Raw genomic sequence first — 16,263 nt, 5'->3', positions numbered from 1 at the left:
TTTACGGCCTAACGCCTCAACTGGCCCCGGATACCGGACGGGCCGTCGCACCCTGCTTCTGCTTGCGGAGGGGGCTGTGCAGGGGAAGCCTTCCCGCTCCCCATCGCAGATCGTCCGCCATTCGCATGAAACTGCCGCGCTTCTTTTCCTCTTCCGCCTGCGACATGGCCATCGACCTTGGAACCGTGAACACGGTCATCTATGTGCGCGACCGGGGCATCGTCCTCAACGAGCCCTCCGTCATCGCGATCGAGACCCGTGACGGCATTCGCAAGGTCAAGGTGGTCGGCAACGAAGCCAAGCTGATGATGGGAAAGACGCCCGCCGGCATCCAGGCGATCCGGCCGTTGCGCGACGGCGTGATCGCGGACATCGACGTGGCCGAGCAGATGATCAAGCATTTCATCGACAAGGCGCTGAACGGCGCCAACCGCTTCGGCCGCCGCCATGAAGTGGTGATCTGCGTGCCGACAGGTTCGACCATGGTGGAACGGCGCGCCCTGCGCGACGCCGCCTCCAACGCGGGGGCCTATCGGGTCCAGTTGATCGAGGAGCCCATGGCCGCCGCGATCGGCGCAGGCCTGCCCGTCACGGAGCCGCGCGGGGCGATGGTGGTCGACATCGGCGGCGGGACGACGGAGGTCGCCGTCCTGTCCCTGCGCGGCATCGCCTACAGCAGTTCGGCGCGGGTCGGCGGCGACAGGCTGGATGACGCCATCGCTTCCCATATCCGTCGCACGCATAATCTGATGATCGGCGAAGCGACGTCGGAACGGGTGAAATGCGAAATAGGCGCCGCGACCTCGCCGGATGGCGAAGGCCGTCGCATGACGGTGAAGGGCCGGGATCTGGTGAACGGCCGCCCTGCCGAAATGTCGATCAGCGAGGCGGAGATCGTGGATGCTCTGTCCGAGCCTGTCGGCCAGATCAAGATGGCGGTGATGACCGCGCTGGAACAGACGGCGCCGGAACTGTCCGCGGACATCATCGAGGAGGGGATCACCCTGACGGGCGGCGGCGCGCTGCTCCGGCGGCTGGACGAAGCGTTGTCCGACGCGACGGGACTGCCCGTCACGGTCGCGGACAAGCCGCTGATCTGCGTGGCCATGGGTGCGGGCCGGGCGCTGGAAGACCGCGCTTATGACGGCGTGCTGACCATTTCCTGACAACCGCCTGCCGCTGGCGGGCGGGAGTTGGGGTGGAGAGCCGTCATTCCTCCTTCCGTCACCCCGGATCAGGTCCGGGGTGACGGAAAACCGATGACGGGAAGCGGCCCACTCCTCCAGGCCGCCCGTGCTCAGCGATTCTACCCTTCCCGCCCATAGGCGACCACGGTTTCCACCTCCGCCTTGTCGCCCAGCACGACGCCGACGCGCTGGTGCAGTCCGGTTGCCTTGACCTCCATGATCCGCTGATAGCCGTTGCTGGCGGCGCCGCCGGCCTGCTCCACCAGGAAGGACATGGGGTTCGCCTCATACATCAGCCGCAGCCGCGCCTTGTCGGCATAGCGGTGATCGGCGGGATAGAGGAAGATGCCGCCCCGTTTCAGGATGCGATGCACGTCGGCCACCATCGAAGCGGTCCAGCGCATGTTGTAATCCTTGCCCAGCGGCCCCTCCGTGCCCTGGATGCGTTCCTCTATGTAGCGCGCGATGCCGGGCGACCATTGCCGCCGCCGGGCCATGTTGATGGCGAATTCGGCATTGCCCTGCGGCATTTCCATCGGCCCGTCGGTCATCCGCCACGATCCGATTTCGCGGTCCAGCGTGAATTCGTAGACGCCCGTCCCGATGGTCAGCACCAGCAGCGTCTGCGGCCCGTAGATCGCATAGCCCGCCGCGACCTGCTGCGTGCCGGGCTGGAGGAAATCCTGCTCCGTCACCTCGCGGCCCGAACATTCCTCCGGCGCCTTGAGCACGGAGAAGATGGTGCCCACGCTCAGGTCGACATCGATATTGCTGGACCCGTCGATCGGATCGAACAGCAGCAGATATTCGCCCTTGGGGTAGCGATTGGGGATGCGATGGATCGTCTCCATCTCCTCCGAAGCCATGGCGGCCAGGTGCCCGCCCCATTCATTGGCGTCCAGCAGCAGTTCGTTGGCGATGACGTCCAGCTTCTTCTGCACCTCCCCCTGCACATTCTCGCTGCCCAGGCTGCCCAGCACTTCGCCCAGCGCGCCCTTGGACACGCTGTGGCTGATCGTCTTGCAGGTGCGCGCGACGGTTTCGATCAGCAGGCGCAATTGCGGCGGGATGGCATTGGCCTGGCGCTGCTGCTCGATCAGGAAGCGGGTGAGGGTGACGGATTGCATAGGCGGTTTACTCGCTCAAGAGAATATGGCGCGCGGAACGCACGCCATGCATGGGACCGCAAATGCCGTAGCGGCCGGAAAGCCATCGGAAAAGCGCCAATTCATAACGCCCCTGTGACGAAGGACGACCCGTTCGCGCTTCGGGACTGACCGCTATTCAATGGCAAAATGTCCATCCGTCCTAGACCCGCTTGGCGATGGCGCCCGCCGCCCATCCCATCCCAACCGCCAGCATCATCGCGACTAGGCCATAGGCGAAGGGCCATTGTTCGGCCGCGACGGCCATGAAGCGTTCGAAGCCCGATTTGCGGACGGTGATGTCGCGCACGGCGGCGGCCACCACGCGGCCATCCTGCACGAGGAAGGTTTCCGCGGTATAATCGCCCACGATCACGCGCGCCGAAAGCGGCAGCCGGGCGCGATAGAGCACGCCGTCGGTGATTTCGACCGTTCCGGGCCGCTCGACATAGAGCCCGGCGCGTTCCCTGAGGTCGATCAACCCCTTCTGGAACCGATCCAGTTCCGCGCTGTCGTTGAGCGAGGAGGGCGAAAGCTGGAGCTTGTCCACGCCCATCTCGTAGATCGCGGCCGTCCGCTCATCGACCACCTTGTCGACCGGCCGGGACGATGCGATGGCGTAGAAGCTGGGGGCCGAGCGGAAGCGCGCGCTGTCGGCATTGACCCAGATGCCGGCAACCTTCCGCTTTTCGCGCATCGTGATCGACTGGTCCGGCCCCTTCAGCACGACCATGATGTCCGGCGGCTTGCTGGGCCGTCGCCCGTCGGGATAGACGATCGCGCCGAACAGCAGCAGGTCCGCGCCGGTGAAGCTATATTGTATTTCCACGTCCCGCTGGGACACGTCGGGCACCAGTATCGGTTCGTCCGCCGCGGTCAGCAGCAGCAGGGCCGGGGGCAGCGCCAGAAGCGCCCGCCGCCTCACCGGATCTCCACCGTATAGATTTCGTCGGGGCGGAACCCCAGGCCCAGCGCCATCCGCGCCGCGACCAGCAGAACGATCGCGGCCAGCAGGATGCGCAGATATTCGGGCCGGATCGTCATGGAGATGCGCGTCCCCAACTGTGCCCCGGTGACGCTGCCGATCAGCAGCAGCAGGGCGAGCACCAGGTCGACCGCATGGGTCGTCATGGCGTGCATCATCGTCGTCGCCATGGTCACGAACAATATCTGGAACAGCGACGTGCCGACCACCGACTGGGTCGTCATGCCCAGCAGATAGAGCATCGCCGGGACCAGGATGAACCCGCCGCCCACGCCGAGCAGCATGGTGAGGATGCCTGTCGCCATGCCCAGCAGCAGCGGCGCCAGCGGAGAGATGTAGAGCCCCGACCGATAGAAGCGCCACCGCATCGGCATGGCGGCGACCAGCGGATGATGCCGCCTCTTGCGCGCCTGGATCTTCCTGCCGGTCTTGAGCGCGACCAGAGCCTGTATGGACTCCTTCGCCATCAGCGATCCGATGCCGCCCAGCATCAGCACGTAGAGAATGCCGATCACCGTGTCGATCTGCCCTATGACTTGCAACATGCGGAAGATCAGCACGCCCAGGCCCGCGCCCACCACGCCGCCGGCGATCAGCACGCCGCCCATGCGGAAGTCGACCGTGCCGCGCGCCATATGGGTGAAGACGCCGGACACGCTGGCGCCCGTCACCTGGCTGGCCGCCGAAGCCGCCGCGACGGTCGGCGGGATGCCGTAGAAGATCAGCAGAGGCGTCGTCAGAAATCCGCCGCCGACCCCGAACATGCCGGAAAGCAGGCCCACCACGCCGCCCAGGGCAATGATGACCAGCGCATTCACCGACAGGTTGGCGATGGGCAGATAGAGATCCATGCGGTTCCTGGGTTAAGCCCAATATGCGGAGAGATAAAGGCGCAGCCGCTTAAAAATCAGCCCCCAACGTGACGGCGAGGCCGGAAGGCGGCGCTGCCCGGCCTGCAACGCGTTCCCGCCATTCGATGCTCAACCTTGCTGCGGCGGGTTTAAGCGGCAGGCGCATTTGAAGCTCCGGGCCGATGTCCAGCCGCTCGACCTGCGGTTGCGCGCCGCCGGAGAGGCTGCCGCCGATCCGCACGGGCGAATGGCCGAGCGGCGACAGCAGCGACATCTTGCCGTCGACGAACAGGTCGCGGGAGCGGAAACCGACCATGCCGCCCTGCGCATAGGCTTCGGCTTCCAGAAAGCGAGCGAGCGGCGTCGGCCCGAAACCGCCCACGGCCAGCACGGCATTGGCGTTGCGCCCGCCCTTGCCCAGCGCGATCCGTCTCTCAGCCGCGAAGCTGATCGCAATGCTGCGTGCCGGCTGCCATGCCAAGCCCAACGCCGCTTCGGGAGAAGCCGGATCGTTGAGCGCGGCGCTGGCTCGCGCATAAGCGGTCGCCCGGCTCGATGCCTGCGGAGTCAGATCGAAATCAAGGCGGACGCCCGATTGCGATCCGCCGAGCCTGCCGCCCGTCACCGCATCGGCGCGGGTCGCGCTTCCGTCGCGCCAGAACAGCCAGGCGCTGCCATGCCAACGCGCAACGCCTGCCGATGGAGGGGAGGCAGGAGGCAATGCAGGCGCAGGGTTGATCGGTGCAGCGGTTTCACCGGCCTTGCCCATCTCCCATGCCGTCGAGGCTTCCTCTTTGGCGGCCAGGGCGGGGGAGTTCGCCCCCATCGTCCTGCCCGGCCGCGATAATGCCATGAAGCGCCTGGGCCGCGCGAGGAGCGCGGCGCCCGGCCCTGCGCGCGGCGCATCCCGCCAAAGCGGCAGGCCAAATCTTCTCGCCTTTGCCGCTCCATTTTTCGAATAGGCGGCAGGATGGAAAGTCTCCTCATCGATCATTCCCGTCGCCGCATCGGGAAGGTCGCCCTCCGAACCGGCCAGGCGGATCGCGATCCAGCCCGTCATGACCAGGACGAAGAAGCGGAACGGGCGCCCCGTGGCGGCCTCGTTCATGCCGGAGAATCCAGGTCGGGAAAGCGGTGCTGCGTCTTGTCCCAGGTCAGCGGCCTGCCGACCAGCGACCGAAGATACAGGAACACCGCGCGACGGGCGGCCATCATCGCAATGATGTTCGCGATCAGCGTGCGCGGTATCGCCCCCAGCCCGAAGGCCCAGCCATAGGCGAGGCCCGCGAAAATCGCGCGCATCGCCATGCGCCAGATCATGAAGCCGAAGTTGATCCACAACAGCGCTTCGACCGTGGGCGTGGGATTGGGCACTGGAAAGGCGGTGAACAGGCTTCCGACCAACAGCACGCCCCAGAGCAGCAGCGCCAGATAGGCGGTGAACAGGATGAAGGCGGAAAGGGCGGCCGTGCGGTCCCGCATGCGCATCCACCATTCGGCGGGGCCGCCGTGCCAGCCCATGCGGTCCCACCCGGCAAGCGAAATGCCCACCATCCAGCGCGCCTTCTGTCTGACGGCGCCCTTCAGATTGTCGGGGAAATATTCCTTTGTCGCGACAAGTTGGCCGTCCCTGTCGCGCATGCGGACGAATATGCCGCGCCCGCCCATATTGCCGATGCGCAGCCCGACCTCATAATCCTCGGTCAGCGATTCCGGATCGAACGGTCCGCCGGTGGCGGGATTCACCAGCCGCTCCAATATCTGCCGCTCGAACGCGCAGGCGACCCCGGCCGAGGGCATGGACGCGCCCATGGCTTCGCGCACGGTCAGGAACTTGCCATGACTCTCTGAGAATTCGTCGCAGTAATGATTGGCTATGGCCCTCGACCACCAACCTCCATGGCCGCGCAGCGGCAGGACCGGGAGCTGGACGAGCTGGAATCGGTCCGTCATCAGATCGAACAGCAGGATCTCGTCGCGGTGGACGACATCTTCCGCATCGTGCAGCGCGATCGCCTTGAAGCGGACCCCCGTGCGTTCCTCCTCCCGCAGCATGGCGCGCCAGGCTACGTTCAGGCAATCGGCCTTCGTCGTCGGTCCGTCCCGTTCGTTGATGCACAGGATCAGCCGATCGTTCCCCGCGGCCAGGGGCGCAAGGATATCCAACGTCGCCCGGTCATTGGGATAGACGCCGACGAAGATCCGATAATCCTGATCGCCCCACTGGCCCAGCGCATTGTCCAGCATCGGGCCGATCACATCCGCCTCCTGCCAGGCGGGTATGAAGATGGCGATGCGGCCTGGCCGCGGCGAAGCCGGAAGGGTCGCGGTCGTCATTCGTCGGTGGCGCGAATAGATAATCAACTTGCGCCACAGCCTTCGACACAGGAAGACCATGTCTATGATGAAATCATCGATTCCGCCGATCGCCAGTCCCACCACCGCGAACAGCAGGATTTCATGATGAACCCTCGCCAGAACAGCGAAGATCGCTTCCCCCACGGAATGTAACTCCCTATCTCCGCTGATCACCATATGGCAGCAAAGATTTGATTCTCAAATATTTATTCATTGCCATATCGAAACTATATTGAGTCCCAACGTCGCAGGAGCAAGCATGATCAACCGTCCATCCTCGGCATTGCGCGATTTCCTGAGGAGCGAAGCGGGCAGCGGCATCCTGCTGATGGCGGCCGCCGCCATGGCCATGCTGTTCGCCAATCTGCCCGGCGCGGCGGGGCACTTCCATCACGCCTTCGTCCATGCCGGGATCGGGCCGGAACTGAAGCCCGGCCTGGGCCGCATGACCGTCCACCTGTGGGTCAATGACGGGCTGATGGCGATCTTCTTCCTGCTGGTGGGGCTGGAGATCAAGCGCGAACTGGTCGACGGAGGCCTTTCGACATGGGAACGCAGGCGGTTGCCGTTCATCGCGGCGGCGGCGGGCATGGTCGTGCCGGCCTGCGTCTATCTCGCCATCGCCGGGGGGCAATCCGCCCTCTCGAACGGCTGGGCCATTCCGGCGGCCACCGACATCGCCTTTGCGATCGGCGTGGTGGCGCTGCTGGGGCGGCGGGTGCCGGCCTCGCTCAAACTGATGCTGACGGCCATCGCCATCGTCGACGACATGGGGGCTGTCGCGATCATCGCGCTGGTTTACACCCAGGGCATCGACCTGGCCGCCCTGGGCGGCGCGGCAGCGATGCTCCTGTTGATGTGGGGGCTCAACCGCTTGCGGATTCAGGCGCTCTCACCCTATCTCCTGATCTTCGCGGTCCTGTGGTATTTCACCCTGCTTTCCGGCGTGCATGCGACGGTGTCCGGCGTGCTGACGGCGATGTTCATCCCGATCAAGCCCACGCCCGGCGCGCCGGACGCCGTCGACAGCCCGCTGCATCGGCTGGAGCATGCGGTGCATCCCTGGAGCGCTTATCTGATCGTGCCGCTTTTCGGCTTCGTCAATGCGGGCGTGCCGGTGGATCGCACGGTGATCGGCATGCTGTTTACGCCATTGCCGCTGGGCGTGGCGCTTGGCCTGTTCTTCGGCAAGCAGATCGGCATCTTCGGCGGAATCTGGCTGGCGGACCGTTGGGGGATCGCGGAAAGGCCCGGCGGCGCAAGCTGGGCGCAGGTCTATGGCATGGCGCTTCTTTGCGGCATCGGTTTTACGATGAGCCTCTTCATCGGCGCTCTCGCCTTCCCCCATTCCCCGACGCTTGTCGAGCAGGCGAAGATCGGCATTCTCGCCGGCTCGCTGCTTTCGGCCATCATGGGCTATCTCGTCCTGCGCGGCGCCAGGCGACCCTGAGGATCGGGATTATCCGCCAGGCCGCTCCTTCCATGCGCCGGATGGAATCGCATGGCCATTGGCCCGATGCTATCGTGCGCCTGCCGTAGAGCGACTCGCACAAGATGCGAACCCCAACCAATCTCTTTCAGCGATCAGGTAGGAGGGTGAATATGAATGGGGAGATGGATGTCAACTATCTGCTTCACAGGCAGCAGGTTGCAATGATCCGCGCGCAGATGAGCCGGTCGGCAAAGGGCCGGGAAGCCTATGAAGGCCTTGCGCGCGGCTATACGGATCGGATCGACGCCTATCGCCGTCGGAATGAAAGGCTGGTCGATCTGGCGCATTAAAGCCGCGCGCTCTGGCGGAGCCGACCGGCGATCATCTTCGTTCGATCAGCCGCTCTATCGATTGGCGGTGCGTTTCATTGTCGCCGCATTCCTTTTCCAGAACCGACTTGATCTGCTCCAGTTCCGCTTCGGTCAGATGCTCGATGCCGATGAATTCATTGCGCGCCGTCGACATGGCGCGGATCAATTCGTCCATTTTCGCCTGGATGGCGGAGCTGTCGCGATTTTGCGCATTCTGGATCAGGAAGACCATCAGGAAGGTGACGATCGTCGTGCCGGTGTTGATGATAAGCTGCCAGGTGTCGGAATAATGGAAGATCGGGCCAGTCACGATCCAACCCAGGATCACCAGCACGGCCAGGATGAAGGCCGCAGGCTGGCCCGACCAACTCGCGATCCGGTGGGCAAAGGCCGTGAAAATCCTGTCCATCTCTCTTTTTCTCCCTTGGCCGCGGCAAGCATTTAGCCTCTGTTCAGACCATGCTTGCCATGAAGCGGGGATGACAGCCATCCCCCTCCGTTCGCTGGCCTGCGGGCTCGGCGCTTCCCTCCTTCTCATGTCCTGCGCGACCGTGTCGCCCGAATCGCGTCTTCGCGCGGGGCTGATCGATGCGGGCATATCCCCCCGCATGGCGGCCTGCATGGCCCAAAGGATGGTCGACCGGCTGAGCCTGCCGCAACTCCGCAGGCTCCAGTCGCTGGCCTCGCTCCGCAAGTCTCACATGGCGGACATGACCGTCGATCGGTTCCTCTTCAAGGTCCGCGCGCTGGAGGATCCGGAGATATTTGCCGTAACCAGCAAGGCGGCAATCATCTGCGCCATCGATCGCTGATTCCGCAATAAGGCCGGGGATCGCTTCGCAAGGTTTTGCAATTTTGCAAAGTTGATTTGCGAAATTCGCTGGCATTGCCCCTTTGCCTGTGCTTAGCCGCTGATCACAAGAGTTTCAGCGGAAAGGACGGGCGAGCCCCATGAACATCCACGAATATCAGGCGAAGGAGCTGCTGGCGAAATATGGCGCGCCGATCGCCGCCGGCTATGCAGCCTTCTCCGTCGAGGAAGCCGTCGAGGCCGCCAAGAAGCTGCCTGGGCCGCTCTATGTCGTGAAGTCGCAGATCCACGCCGGCGGCCGCGGCAAGGGCAAGTTCAAGGAACTCGGTCCCGATGCGAAGGGGGGCGTCCGCCTGGCCTTCAACCTGGACGAGGTGAAGGCCCACGCCGCCGACATGCTGGGCAATACGCTGGTCACCATCCAGACCGGCGAAGCGGGCAAGCAGGTCAACCGCCTCTACGTCACCGACGGCGCCGACATCGCCAAGGAATTCTACCTGGCTCTGCTGGTCGACCGCGCCACTGGCCGCGTGGCCTTCGTCGTGTCGACCGAGGGCGGCATGGACATCGAGGAAGTCGCCCACTCGACCCCTGAGAAGATCCATACCTTCGCCGTCGATCCGGCCACCGGCTTCATGCCGCACCATGGCCGCGCCGTCGCCGCCGCGCTGGAACTGACCGGCGATCAGGCGAAGCAGGCCGCCAAGGTCGCATCCTCGCTCTATGAGGCCTTCCTGGCGACCGACGCCTCGCAGATCGAAATCAACCCGCTGGCCGTCACCCAGCAGGGCAACCTGCTCGTCCTCGACGCCAAGGTCGGCTTCGACGGCAACGCGCTGTTCCGTCACAAGGACATCGTCGAGCTGCGCGACCTGACCGAGGAAGACGCAGCCGAAGTCGAGGCTTCGGAATATGACCTCGCCTACATCAAGCTGGACGGCAATATCGGCTGCATGGTGAACGGCGCCGGCCTGGCCATGGCGACCATGGACATCATCAAGCTGAACGGCGAATTCCCCGCCAACTTCCTGGACGTCGGCGGCGGCGCTTCCAAGGAGAAGGTGACCGCAGCCTTCAAGATCATCCTGAAGGATCCGGCGGTGAAGGGCATTCTCGTCAATATCTTCGGCGGCATCATGAAGTGCGACATCATTGCCGACGGCATCGTCGCCGCCGCCAAGGACGTGAACCTGTCGGTTCCGCTGGTCGTCCGCCTGGAAGGCACGAACGTCCAGCAGGGCAAGGACATTCTCGCGGCTTCGGGCCTGGCCATCGTCCCGGCGGACGATCTGGGCGACGCGGCCAGGAAGATCGTGGCGGAAGTGAGGAAGGCGGCCTGACGCAGCTTTACGCCTGAACAAGACACCAAAAAGGGGTGCGGGTGGTCCGGGAACGGACCGCCCGCGCCCTCGTTCGCATTTGCTGGCGCATCTGCGGGCTTGGCGTGAATGAAGGAAGGATGTTGAGATGAAGATCCTTGTGCCCGTGAAGCGGGTGATTGATTACAATGTGAAGCCTCGGGTGAAGGCGGATGGAACGGGCGTCGACCTGGCGAACGTCAAGATGAGCATGAACCCGTTTGACGAGATCGCGGTCGAGGAAGCCATCCGCCTGAAGGAAAAGGGCGTGGCGACCGAGGTGGTCGCCGTGTCGATCGGCGTCGCCAAGGCGCAGGAGACGCTGCGCACGGCTCTGGCCATGGGAGCGGACCGGGCGATCCTGATCCAGACCGATGACGAGGTGGAACCGCTGGGCGTCGCCAAGCTGCTCGCCAAGGTGCAGGAAGAGGAAGGCGCCGGCCTCATCATCCTGGGCAAGCAGGCGATCGACGACGACAGCAACCAGACCGGCCAGATGCTCGCCGCGCTGCTGAACCTGCCGCAGGGCACCTTCGCCAGCAAGGTGGAGGTCGAGGGCGACAAGGTCAGCGTGACCCGCGAAGTGGACGGCGGCCTGGAGACGGTGAAGCTCAACACGCCCGCCATCATCACCACCGACCTGCGCCTGAACGAGCCGCGCTATGCTTCGCTGCCCAACATCATGAAGGCGAAGTCGAAGCCGCTCGCGACCAAGCCGCCCGCCGATTACGGCGTGGACATTTCGCCGAGGCTGGAGACGCTCTCCGTCGCGGAACCGGCCAAGCGTTCGGCCGGCGTGAAGGTGGCTGACGTCGATGAACTGGTCGCGAAGCTCAAGGCTCTGGGAGTTGCCGCATGAAGACGCTTGTCTGGGTTGAACATGAGGGCGGCGCCGTCAAGGACGCGACCCTTTCCGCCGTCACCGCCGCGTCGAAGCTGGGCGAGGTGCATCTGCTGGTCGCCGGTAAGGACGTCGGCGGCGTTGCCGCCGAAGCCGCCAGGATCGCTGGCGTGGGCAAGGTCCATGTCGCGGACGACGCCGCTTTCGGTCATGCGCTGGCCGAGAATGTCGCGCCGCTGGTCGTCGAACTGATGGGCAGCCATGACGCTTTCGTCGCGCCGGCCACCAGCAACGGCAAGAATATCGCGCCGCGCGTCGCCGCTCTGCTCGACGTGATGCAGATCAGCGACATTTTGTCGGTCGAGAGCGAAGATACGTTCACTCGTCCGATCTATGCCGGCAACGCCATCGCGACCGTCAAATCGAAGGACGCCAAGAAGGTCATCACCGTTCGCGGCACGGCTTTCGAGAAGGCGGCCAAGGAAGGCGGCAACGGGGCGGTGGAAGCGGTGGCTTCGACCGGGGACAAGGGGCTGTCGTCCTTCGTCGGGGCGGAGATCGCCAAGCTGGAGCGGCCGGAGCTGACTTCTGCCAAGGTGATCGTTTCGGGCGGTCGCGCGCTGAAGGACGGCGAGACGTTCGAGGCGACCATCTTCCCGCTGGCGGACAAGCTGGGCGCGGCGGTCGGTGCGAGCCGCGCCGCGGTCGACGCCGGTTATGTGCCGAACGACTATCAGGTCGGGCAGACCGGCAAGATCGTGGCGCCGGAAGTCTATATCGCCGTGGGCATTTCCGGGGCGATCCAGCATCTGGCGGGGATGAAGGACAGCAAGACCATCATCGCCATCAACAAGGATGAGGACGCGCCGATCTTCCAGGTGGCGGACATCGGGCTGGTCGGCGACCTGTTCAAGGTGGTGCCGGAGCTGGTCGAGAAGCTGTAAGCGGTTTCCCCCAAAGGTTCAAAGGAGGGCGCGGGCCTTTGGGTCCGCGCCCTTTTTTCGTTCTATTCGCAGCGGACGTCATTCTTGTCGATGGCGCGGCCGGCGAGGGCGCCGCCGGCGCCGCCGATGATGGTGCCCAGCGTCTTGGAGCCGCCCGGCGCGATGATGTTGCCCAATACGCCGCCCGCTATGGCGCCGACGATGGTGCCGGTGGTGCCGTCGTCGCGCTTGCAATAGTAGCGGCCGTCATTGTCGCGGTAGATATAGTCATTCTCGCCGATGGGACGGCCGCCGGGGCGTTGGCCGTAGCCGGGCCGGTCATAGCCGTAGCGGCTGCCGTCGCCATCCGAAACGCAGGCCGTCAAGGGCATCGCAAGCAGCGCCGCTGCCAATAGGGGGGTGCGCATGTTTTTCTCTCCTCATCTTGTCCCTGCCACGGGGACAACCCCTGGGAGAGGGGGAAGTTGCGCAAAATAGTCTGCCCGCCGCGGCGCCAAAAGGGGGGAAAGGCAGCCGGGCGGGCAGTGATGCCAGCGGGGAGAGGGTGTTCACCGCTGGAAAGGGATGGGGTCGGCCGTCAGGGCGTCAGGGGCGCGGCGGTGGTGCTGGCGGCGGGCGTGGCGAGATTGGGGCTGGTCGCCGTGCTGTCGCTGTCGCGGCGCTGGTCGAGGTCCGACTTGGCCTGGTTGTAGCGGGCGACGAGATCGTCCTTGAATTCCGTCAGCTTGCCTTCGTCATAGAGTTTCTTGCCGACATAGCCTGCGATCGCGCCGAAGATCAGGGTGCGGATCATGGGGTTGGCTCCTTGTTTCGTAGGGAATTTGCAAGGATAACATTGGCGGCGCGGATCGGTTCCGGCGGTGCGGCAGGGCGAGCGGGGCCGGCGATGCGAGGAGCCGGGCGGCGTTGTTCAGCCCGCGGCGGCAACGCGGCGGGCGCGGCTTTCGTCGACATATTCCTGTCGTCGGGCCATGACCAGAAAGGCGGCTTCGGAGCGCAGGCAGCGCTGGCGGACATTGTCCAGGGTGGCGGCGTCGGCTTCGTTTCGGGCCTGGCGGGCGAGGGCGCGGAAATCGGGGTTGGCCATGGGACGCTCCTTTCAAGAGTGGCGGGCGCCGCGTGGGCGGCGCCCGGCCTGTCAGCGGCGCATCATTGCGCGTGCTGGATATTCACCGCCGCCATCTTGCCGCGCTTGTCCTGCTCCAGATCATAGGAGACGCGGTCCTTTTCGCGCAGGGTGGCGAGACCGCCGCGCTCCACGGCGGAGATGTGGACGAAAGCGTCCGGGCTGCCGTCATCGGGGGCGATGAAGCCATAGCCCTTGTCGGCGTTGAAGAATTTGACGGTTCCGATGATGCTCATGGGGTATTTCCTTCTTTACGTGGGCGCGTCCCGTGTGGACGGGCCTTGCGCTAGAGGGGCAGGGAAAGAAGGAAGTTTGGTGCCGCAAAGCGCCGAAAGACCGTCGATTTGCGACTATAGCATTCCCCATATAGGGGCATGAGGGCGGAATAGCAAATCGGCGGGTGCGATCATGCTGCTCCCGCCAGCGCGGCGAAGCCGAAAAAGGTGTCGCGGGCGCGGGCGGCGGCATGTTCATAGGGGCGGCGCTCCGCCTCCACGCGCAGGGCCAGCGCCTGTTCCTCTGCCGTCGTCAGGTCGCGCTCATAGGCGTCGATGTCGTAGAGGGCGTCGCTTTCGTCGCCGTCGAAGCCGGGCGGCGCGGGATAGTCGGTGCGCCAGCCGTCCCTTTCCGCATCCCACCAGATGCCGCGCAGCCGGGCGGCGGCTTCCTCCGGCGGGAAGCTGGCGCGGTCGACCGGCGGAGCGGCGGGAATGGGCCGAAGTTCACACCGTCCATCGAGGGGGAAGAGCGGGGCCTTGCCGCCCTCGCCCAGCGCCAGGCGCGCGGCGACGAACAGCGCGGCGGAGGCGCCGGGCGACACGGCGGTGGCGGCCTGTTCGATGGCGGGCGCTTCTTCGGGGGAGGCGGGGCCGGGCAGGGCGGCGTGGTCCGCATCGGCGGCCATGGGCGGGGGCGGGGGCGGGGCGTCGGGGCGGTCGGCCTGCGCCTGATCCTCCGGACAGAGCATGTCGAGATAGGCGGCGAAATCCTGCGCCACCACGCGGGCGAGGGCGGCGTCGCTGCCCTGCGGCGGGCTGTCGGCCATGCGGTCGAGGCGGGAGAGCATCGACATGGCGAGGCGGTTGTCGTGGCGGTGGCGGGTGATTTCGCCTGCGTCCATGTCCTTGCGGATCACCTCCTCATGGCCGGTGAGGGCGCGGGCGAGCAGATCATCGGCGAGGCGGGCGCGGGCGATGAGGATGGCGGCGTCCCAGCCCAGGCGAAAGGCCGCGCCGTCGCGGCGGATGCGCAGGGCATAGGCCGAGCGCGGGCTGATGTGGGCGGCTTCGCAGGCGGAGAGAATGATGCCGGTGGCGGCGAGGGTTTCAAGGAAGGCGCGTTGGCGAGCGGGGCTCCAGCCGTCGGCGCGGATCTGCTGCGCGGGGGTGGGGAGGGGAGGGAATTGGCAGGTCATGGCAAGGCCCTTTTCCATTAGGTGCTTTGCCGGGAGGATATGTCAGGGGAGGGGGTGTAGGACAGAACAAAACGGGAACATTTTCAGTAGCCGAGCAGGAACTGTGCAACACCGCTCCACCGTCCAATGTTCTACACAGTACATCGACTCATATATGATCGCGTTAGGTGATAGGCTAGTAACATTTTCGGAGCTTGACGGCACAATAGAGGTCGTTCAGCGTAACGACATGGACGAAGTGAAGATTGAACAAGACCCGGACGGCGAAATCGCTCCCTTGGATCAGCAGGAGGACGAAGAAGATGTTTTGGGAAGCAATGGGCTTACCCGTTTCGACGCGGCAATTTCGTCGACTGATTGGACTACCGAAACAGTCATAAGCCAGCTCCGAAAAGGCAATATATTTCTCGATCCGGACTTCCAACGTCGGGACGCATGGACGGTACAGAGGAAGAGTCAATATATTGAAAGCTTGATACTCGGAATTCCCACTCCACAAATTATTCTTGCGGAGAGAAAAGAGAAGCGAGGATCTTACCTTGTTATTGATGGTAAGCAACGCTTGCTTTCTCTTCGGCAGTTCTCCGCATCTGCAAACGATAAGGAGTTTTCCCCCTTTAAACTTCGTGGCCTGCAAATGAGAGATGATCTTAATGATCAATCTTATGATGATATTTCAAATAATTTGTTTAAAGCGGTGGCGCCAGATTTTGATAACGCTACTATTAGAACCGTAGTAATTAAATCATGGCCTTCAGAAGAATTTCTTTATGAGGTTTTTCTACGTATAAATAGTGGGAGTGTCCAACTTTCACCACAAGAACTCCGGCAGGCTTTGCATCCTGGCCCATTCACCAAGTCTCTTAATGAATTTGTAATATCGAGTAAAACAATTCACGAAATGCTTGGCCTAAAGCAGCCTGATTTTCGGATGAGGGATAATGAACTAGCGCTGCGTTTTGTTGCGTTCAAATTATTTTTAGAGAATTATAATGGAAATCTCAAGTTAATACTTGATGAAACAACAAAAATTTTAAACTCTGGATGGAAAAATTGCTCAAATTTGGTTGATGATCTTTTTAAAGAAATGGAGTTTTCAATAAAATCAACCAAAGATATTTTTGGACGGGACGCATTCAAAAAATGGAATGGATATCATTTCGAAAACAGAATAAACCGTGCAGTTTTTGATGTGATGGCTTACTATTTTTCTGATCGGCAGACTGCCGAGCGCGCGATTGTTCGAAAAGATGATGTTGTTGCAGCGTATAAAGACATATCAAAGGATTGGCGTTTTAGTTCATCAGTGAGCGGGACGACTAAGAGCGTCGAAGCAGTGCATTATCGATTCTCACTCTGGTCAAATGCTTTGAACAAGGTCTTGGACCTTAATCTAAGTTCTCCCATCTGACCGATGGCACGGCCTCCAAGACTGAGAGA

19 protein-coding genes are annotated in these 16,263 nt (G+C 63.3%); 8 read left to right on the top strand and 11 right to left on the bottom strand.

What is annotated here, in order from left to right; all coding sequences use genetic code 11:
• Nucleotides 1-125: 125 nt before the first annotated feature.
• A complete protein-coding gene (locus tag SIDU_RS08645; protein WP_007684691.1) occupies nucleotides 126-1,166 on the top strand; it encodes a rod shape-determining protein in 1,041 nt (346 codons plus the stop codon).
• Nucleotides 1,167-1,306: 140 nt separating this feature from the next.
• On the opposite strand, the gene SIDU_RS08640 is transcribed toward SIDU_RS08645, so the two are convergent.
• From SIDU_RS08640 to SIDU_RS08620, 5 genes are all read right to left on the bottom strand, one after another.
• On the bottom strand, nucleotides 1,307-2,314 hold the full coding sequence (locus SIDU_RS08640; RefSeq protein WP_007684693.1) for a class 1 fructose-bisphosphatase: 1,008 nt from the start codon (nucleotides 2,312-2,314) through the stop codon (nucleotides 1,307-1,309).
• A gap of 181 nt (nucleotides 2,315-2,495) precedes the next feature.
• Entirely contained in the window at nucleotides 2,496-3,257 is a 762-nt protein-coding gene (locus SIDU_RS08635) for a TIGR02186 family protein (protein WP_007684696.1), read from the bottom strand.
• Nucleotides 3,254-4,168: a sulfite exporter TauE/SafE family protein gene (locus SIDU_RS08630; RefSeq protein ID WP_007684698.1), complete on the bottom strand. Its 915-nt coding sequence runs from the start codon at nucleotides 4,166-4,168 to the stop codon at nucleotides 3,254-3,256. The genes SIDU_RS08635 and SIDU_RS08630 overlap by 4 nt, the downstream gene beginning before the upstream one ends.
• Before the next feature lie 49 nt (nucleotides 4,169-4,217).
• Complete coding sequence (locus SIDU_RS08625; RefSeq protein WP_007684699.1) at nucleotides 4,218-5,276, bottom strand: hypothetical protein; 1,059 nt, start codon at nucleotides 5,274-5,276, stop codon at nucleotides 4,218-4,220.
• On the bottom strand, nucleotides 5,273-6,703 hold the full coding sequence (locus SIDU_RS08620) for a glycosyl transferase family protein (RefSeq protein WP_050983540.1): 1,431 nt from the start codon (nucleotides 6,701-6,703) through the stop codon (nucleotides 5,273-5,275). The genes SIDU_RS08625 and SIDU_RS08620 overlap by 4 nt, the downstream gene beginning before the upstream one ends.
• An 82-nt stretch (nucleotides 6,704-6,785) precedes the next feature.
• On the opposite strand from SIDU_RS08620, the gene nhaA reads away from it, so the two are divergent.
• Both nhaA and SIDU_RS08610 read left to right on the top strand, forming a co-directional pair.
• Complete coding sequence (gene nhaA / locus SIDU_RS08615) at nucleotides 6,786-7,976, top strand: Na+/H+ antiporter NhaA (protein ID WP_007684703.1); 1,191 nt, start codon at nucleotides 6,786-6,788, stop codon at nucleotides 7,974-7,976.
• 152 nt (nucleotides 7,977-8,128) lie between these two features.
• The gene (locus SIDU_RS08610) at nucleotides 8,129-8,308 is read left to right on the top strand and encodes a hypothetical protein (RefSeq protein ID WP_007684706.1); all 180 of its coding nucleotides are present in this window, start codon (nucleotides 8,129-8,131) and stop codon (nucleotides 8,306-8,308) included.
• A 31-nt stretch (nucleotides 8,309-8,339) separates the two neighbouring features.
• On the opposite strand, the gene SIDU_RS08605 is transcribed toward SIDU_RS08610, so the two are convergent.
• The gene (locus SIDU_RS08605; RefSeq protein WP_007684708.1) at nucleotides 8,340-8,738 is read right to left on the bottom strand and encodes a low affinity iron permease family protein; all 399 of its coding nucleotides are present in this window, start codon (nucleotides 8,736-8,738) and stop codon (nucleotides 8,340-8,342) included.
• Nucleotides 8,739-8,808: 70 nt separating this feature from the next.
• On the opposite strand from SIDU_RS08605, the gene SIDU_RS08600 reads away from it, so the two are divergent.
• From SIDU_RS08600 to SIDU_RS08585, 4 genes are all read left to right on the top strand, one after another.
• Complete coding sequence (locus tag SIDU_RS08600; RefSeq protein WP_007684711.1) at nucleotides 8,809-9,141, top strand: hypothetical protein; 333 nt, start codon at nucleotides 8,809-8,811, stop codon at nucleotides 9,139-9,141.
• 139 nt (nucleotides 9,142-9,280) lie between these two features.
• A complete protein-coding gene (sucC, locus tag SIDU_RS08595) occupies nucleotides 9,281-10,480 on the top strand; it encodes an ADP-forming succinate--CoA ligase subunit beta (RefSeq protein WP_007684713.1) in 1,200 nt (399 codons plus the stop codon).
• Nucleotides 10,481-10,607: 127 nt separating this feature from the next.
• Entirely contained in the window at nucleotides 10,608-11,357 is a 750-nt protein-coding gene (locus SIDU_RS08590) for an electron transfer flavoprotein subunit beta/FixA family protein (RefSeq protein ID WP_007684714.1), read from the top strand.
• Nucleotides 11,354-12,283, top strand: coding sequence for an electron transfer flavoprotein subunit alpha/FixB family protein (locus SIDU_RS08585; protein ID WP_007684716.1), 930 nt, complete (start codon nucleotides 11,354-11,356; stop codon nucleotides 12,281-12,283). The genes SIDU_RS08590 and SIDU_RS08585 overlap by 4 nt, the downstream gene beginning before the upstream one ends.
• Nucleotides 12,284-12,345: 62 nt before the next feature.
• On the opposite strand, the gene SIDU_RS08580 is transcribed toward SIDU_RS08585, so the two are convergent.
• From SIDU_RS08580 to SIDU_RS08565, 5 genes are all read right to left on the bottom strand, one after another.
• Entirely contained in the window at nucleotides 12,346-12,690 is a 345-nt protein-coding gene (locus SIDU_RS08580; RefSeq protein ID WP_007684717.1) for a glycine zipper 2TM domain-containing protein, read from the bottom strand.
• A 170-nt stretch (nucleotides 12,691-12,860) separates the two neighbouring features.
• A complete protein-coding gene (locus SIDU_RS08575) occupies nucleotides 12,861-13,076 on the bottom strand; it encodes a hypothetical protein (protein WP_007684720.1) in 216 nt (71 codons plus the stop codon).
• A gap of 117 nt (nucleotides 13,077-13,193) precedes the next feature.
• Nucleotides 13,194-13,370 carry a hypothetical protein gene (locus SIDU_RS19795; RefSeq protein ID WP_007684721.1) on the bottom strand — a complete coding sequence of 59 codons (177 nt, stop codon included), beginning with the start codon at nucleotides 13,368-13,370 and terminating at the stop codon, nucleotides 13,194-13,196.
• Nucleotides 13,371-13,432: 62 nt separating this feature from the next.
• Nucleotides 13,433-13,645 (bottom strand): cold-shock protein, encoded by a 213-nt coding sequence (locus SIDU_RS08570; protein ID WP_007684722.1) that lies wholly within the window; start codon nucleotides 13,643-13,645, stop codon nucleotides 13,433-13,435.
• A gap of 170 nt (nucleotides 13,646-13,815) precedes the next feature.
• Nucleotides 13,816-14,823 carry a hypothetical protein gene (locus tag SIDU_RS08565; RefSeq protein WP_025771659.1) on the bottom strand — a complete coding sequence of 336 codons (1,008 nt, stop codon included), beginning with the start codon at nucleotides 14,821-14,823 and terminating at the stop codon, nucleotides 13,816-13,818.
• 229 nt (nucleotides 14,824-15,052) lie between these two features.
• Between SIDU_RS08565 and SIDU_RS08560 the strand changes: the two genes are divergently transcribed.
• Nucleotides 15,053-16,234, top strand: a complete 1,182-nt coding sequence (locus SIDU_RS08560) for a GmrSD restriction endonuclease domain-containing protein (protein ID WP_073507186.1) — start codon at nucleotides 15,053-15,055, stop codon at nucleotides 16,232-16,234.
• Nucleotides 16,235-16,263: the final 29 nt, after the last annotated feature.

It is taken from the genome of Sphingobium indicum B90A (assembly GCF_000264945.2).
In the GTDB taxonomy this organism is placed as follows: Bacteria; Pseudomonadota; Alphaproteobacteria; order Sphingomonadales; family Sphingomonadaceae; genus Sphingobium; species Sphingobium indicum.
Note: the sequence above shows the minus strand (reverse complement) of the source record. Positions and strands in the feature narration are given on the sequence as shown.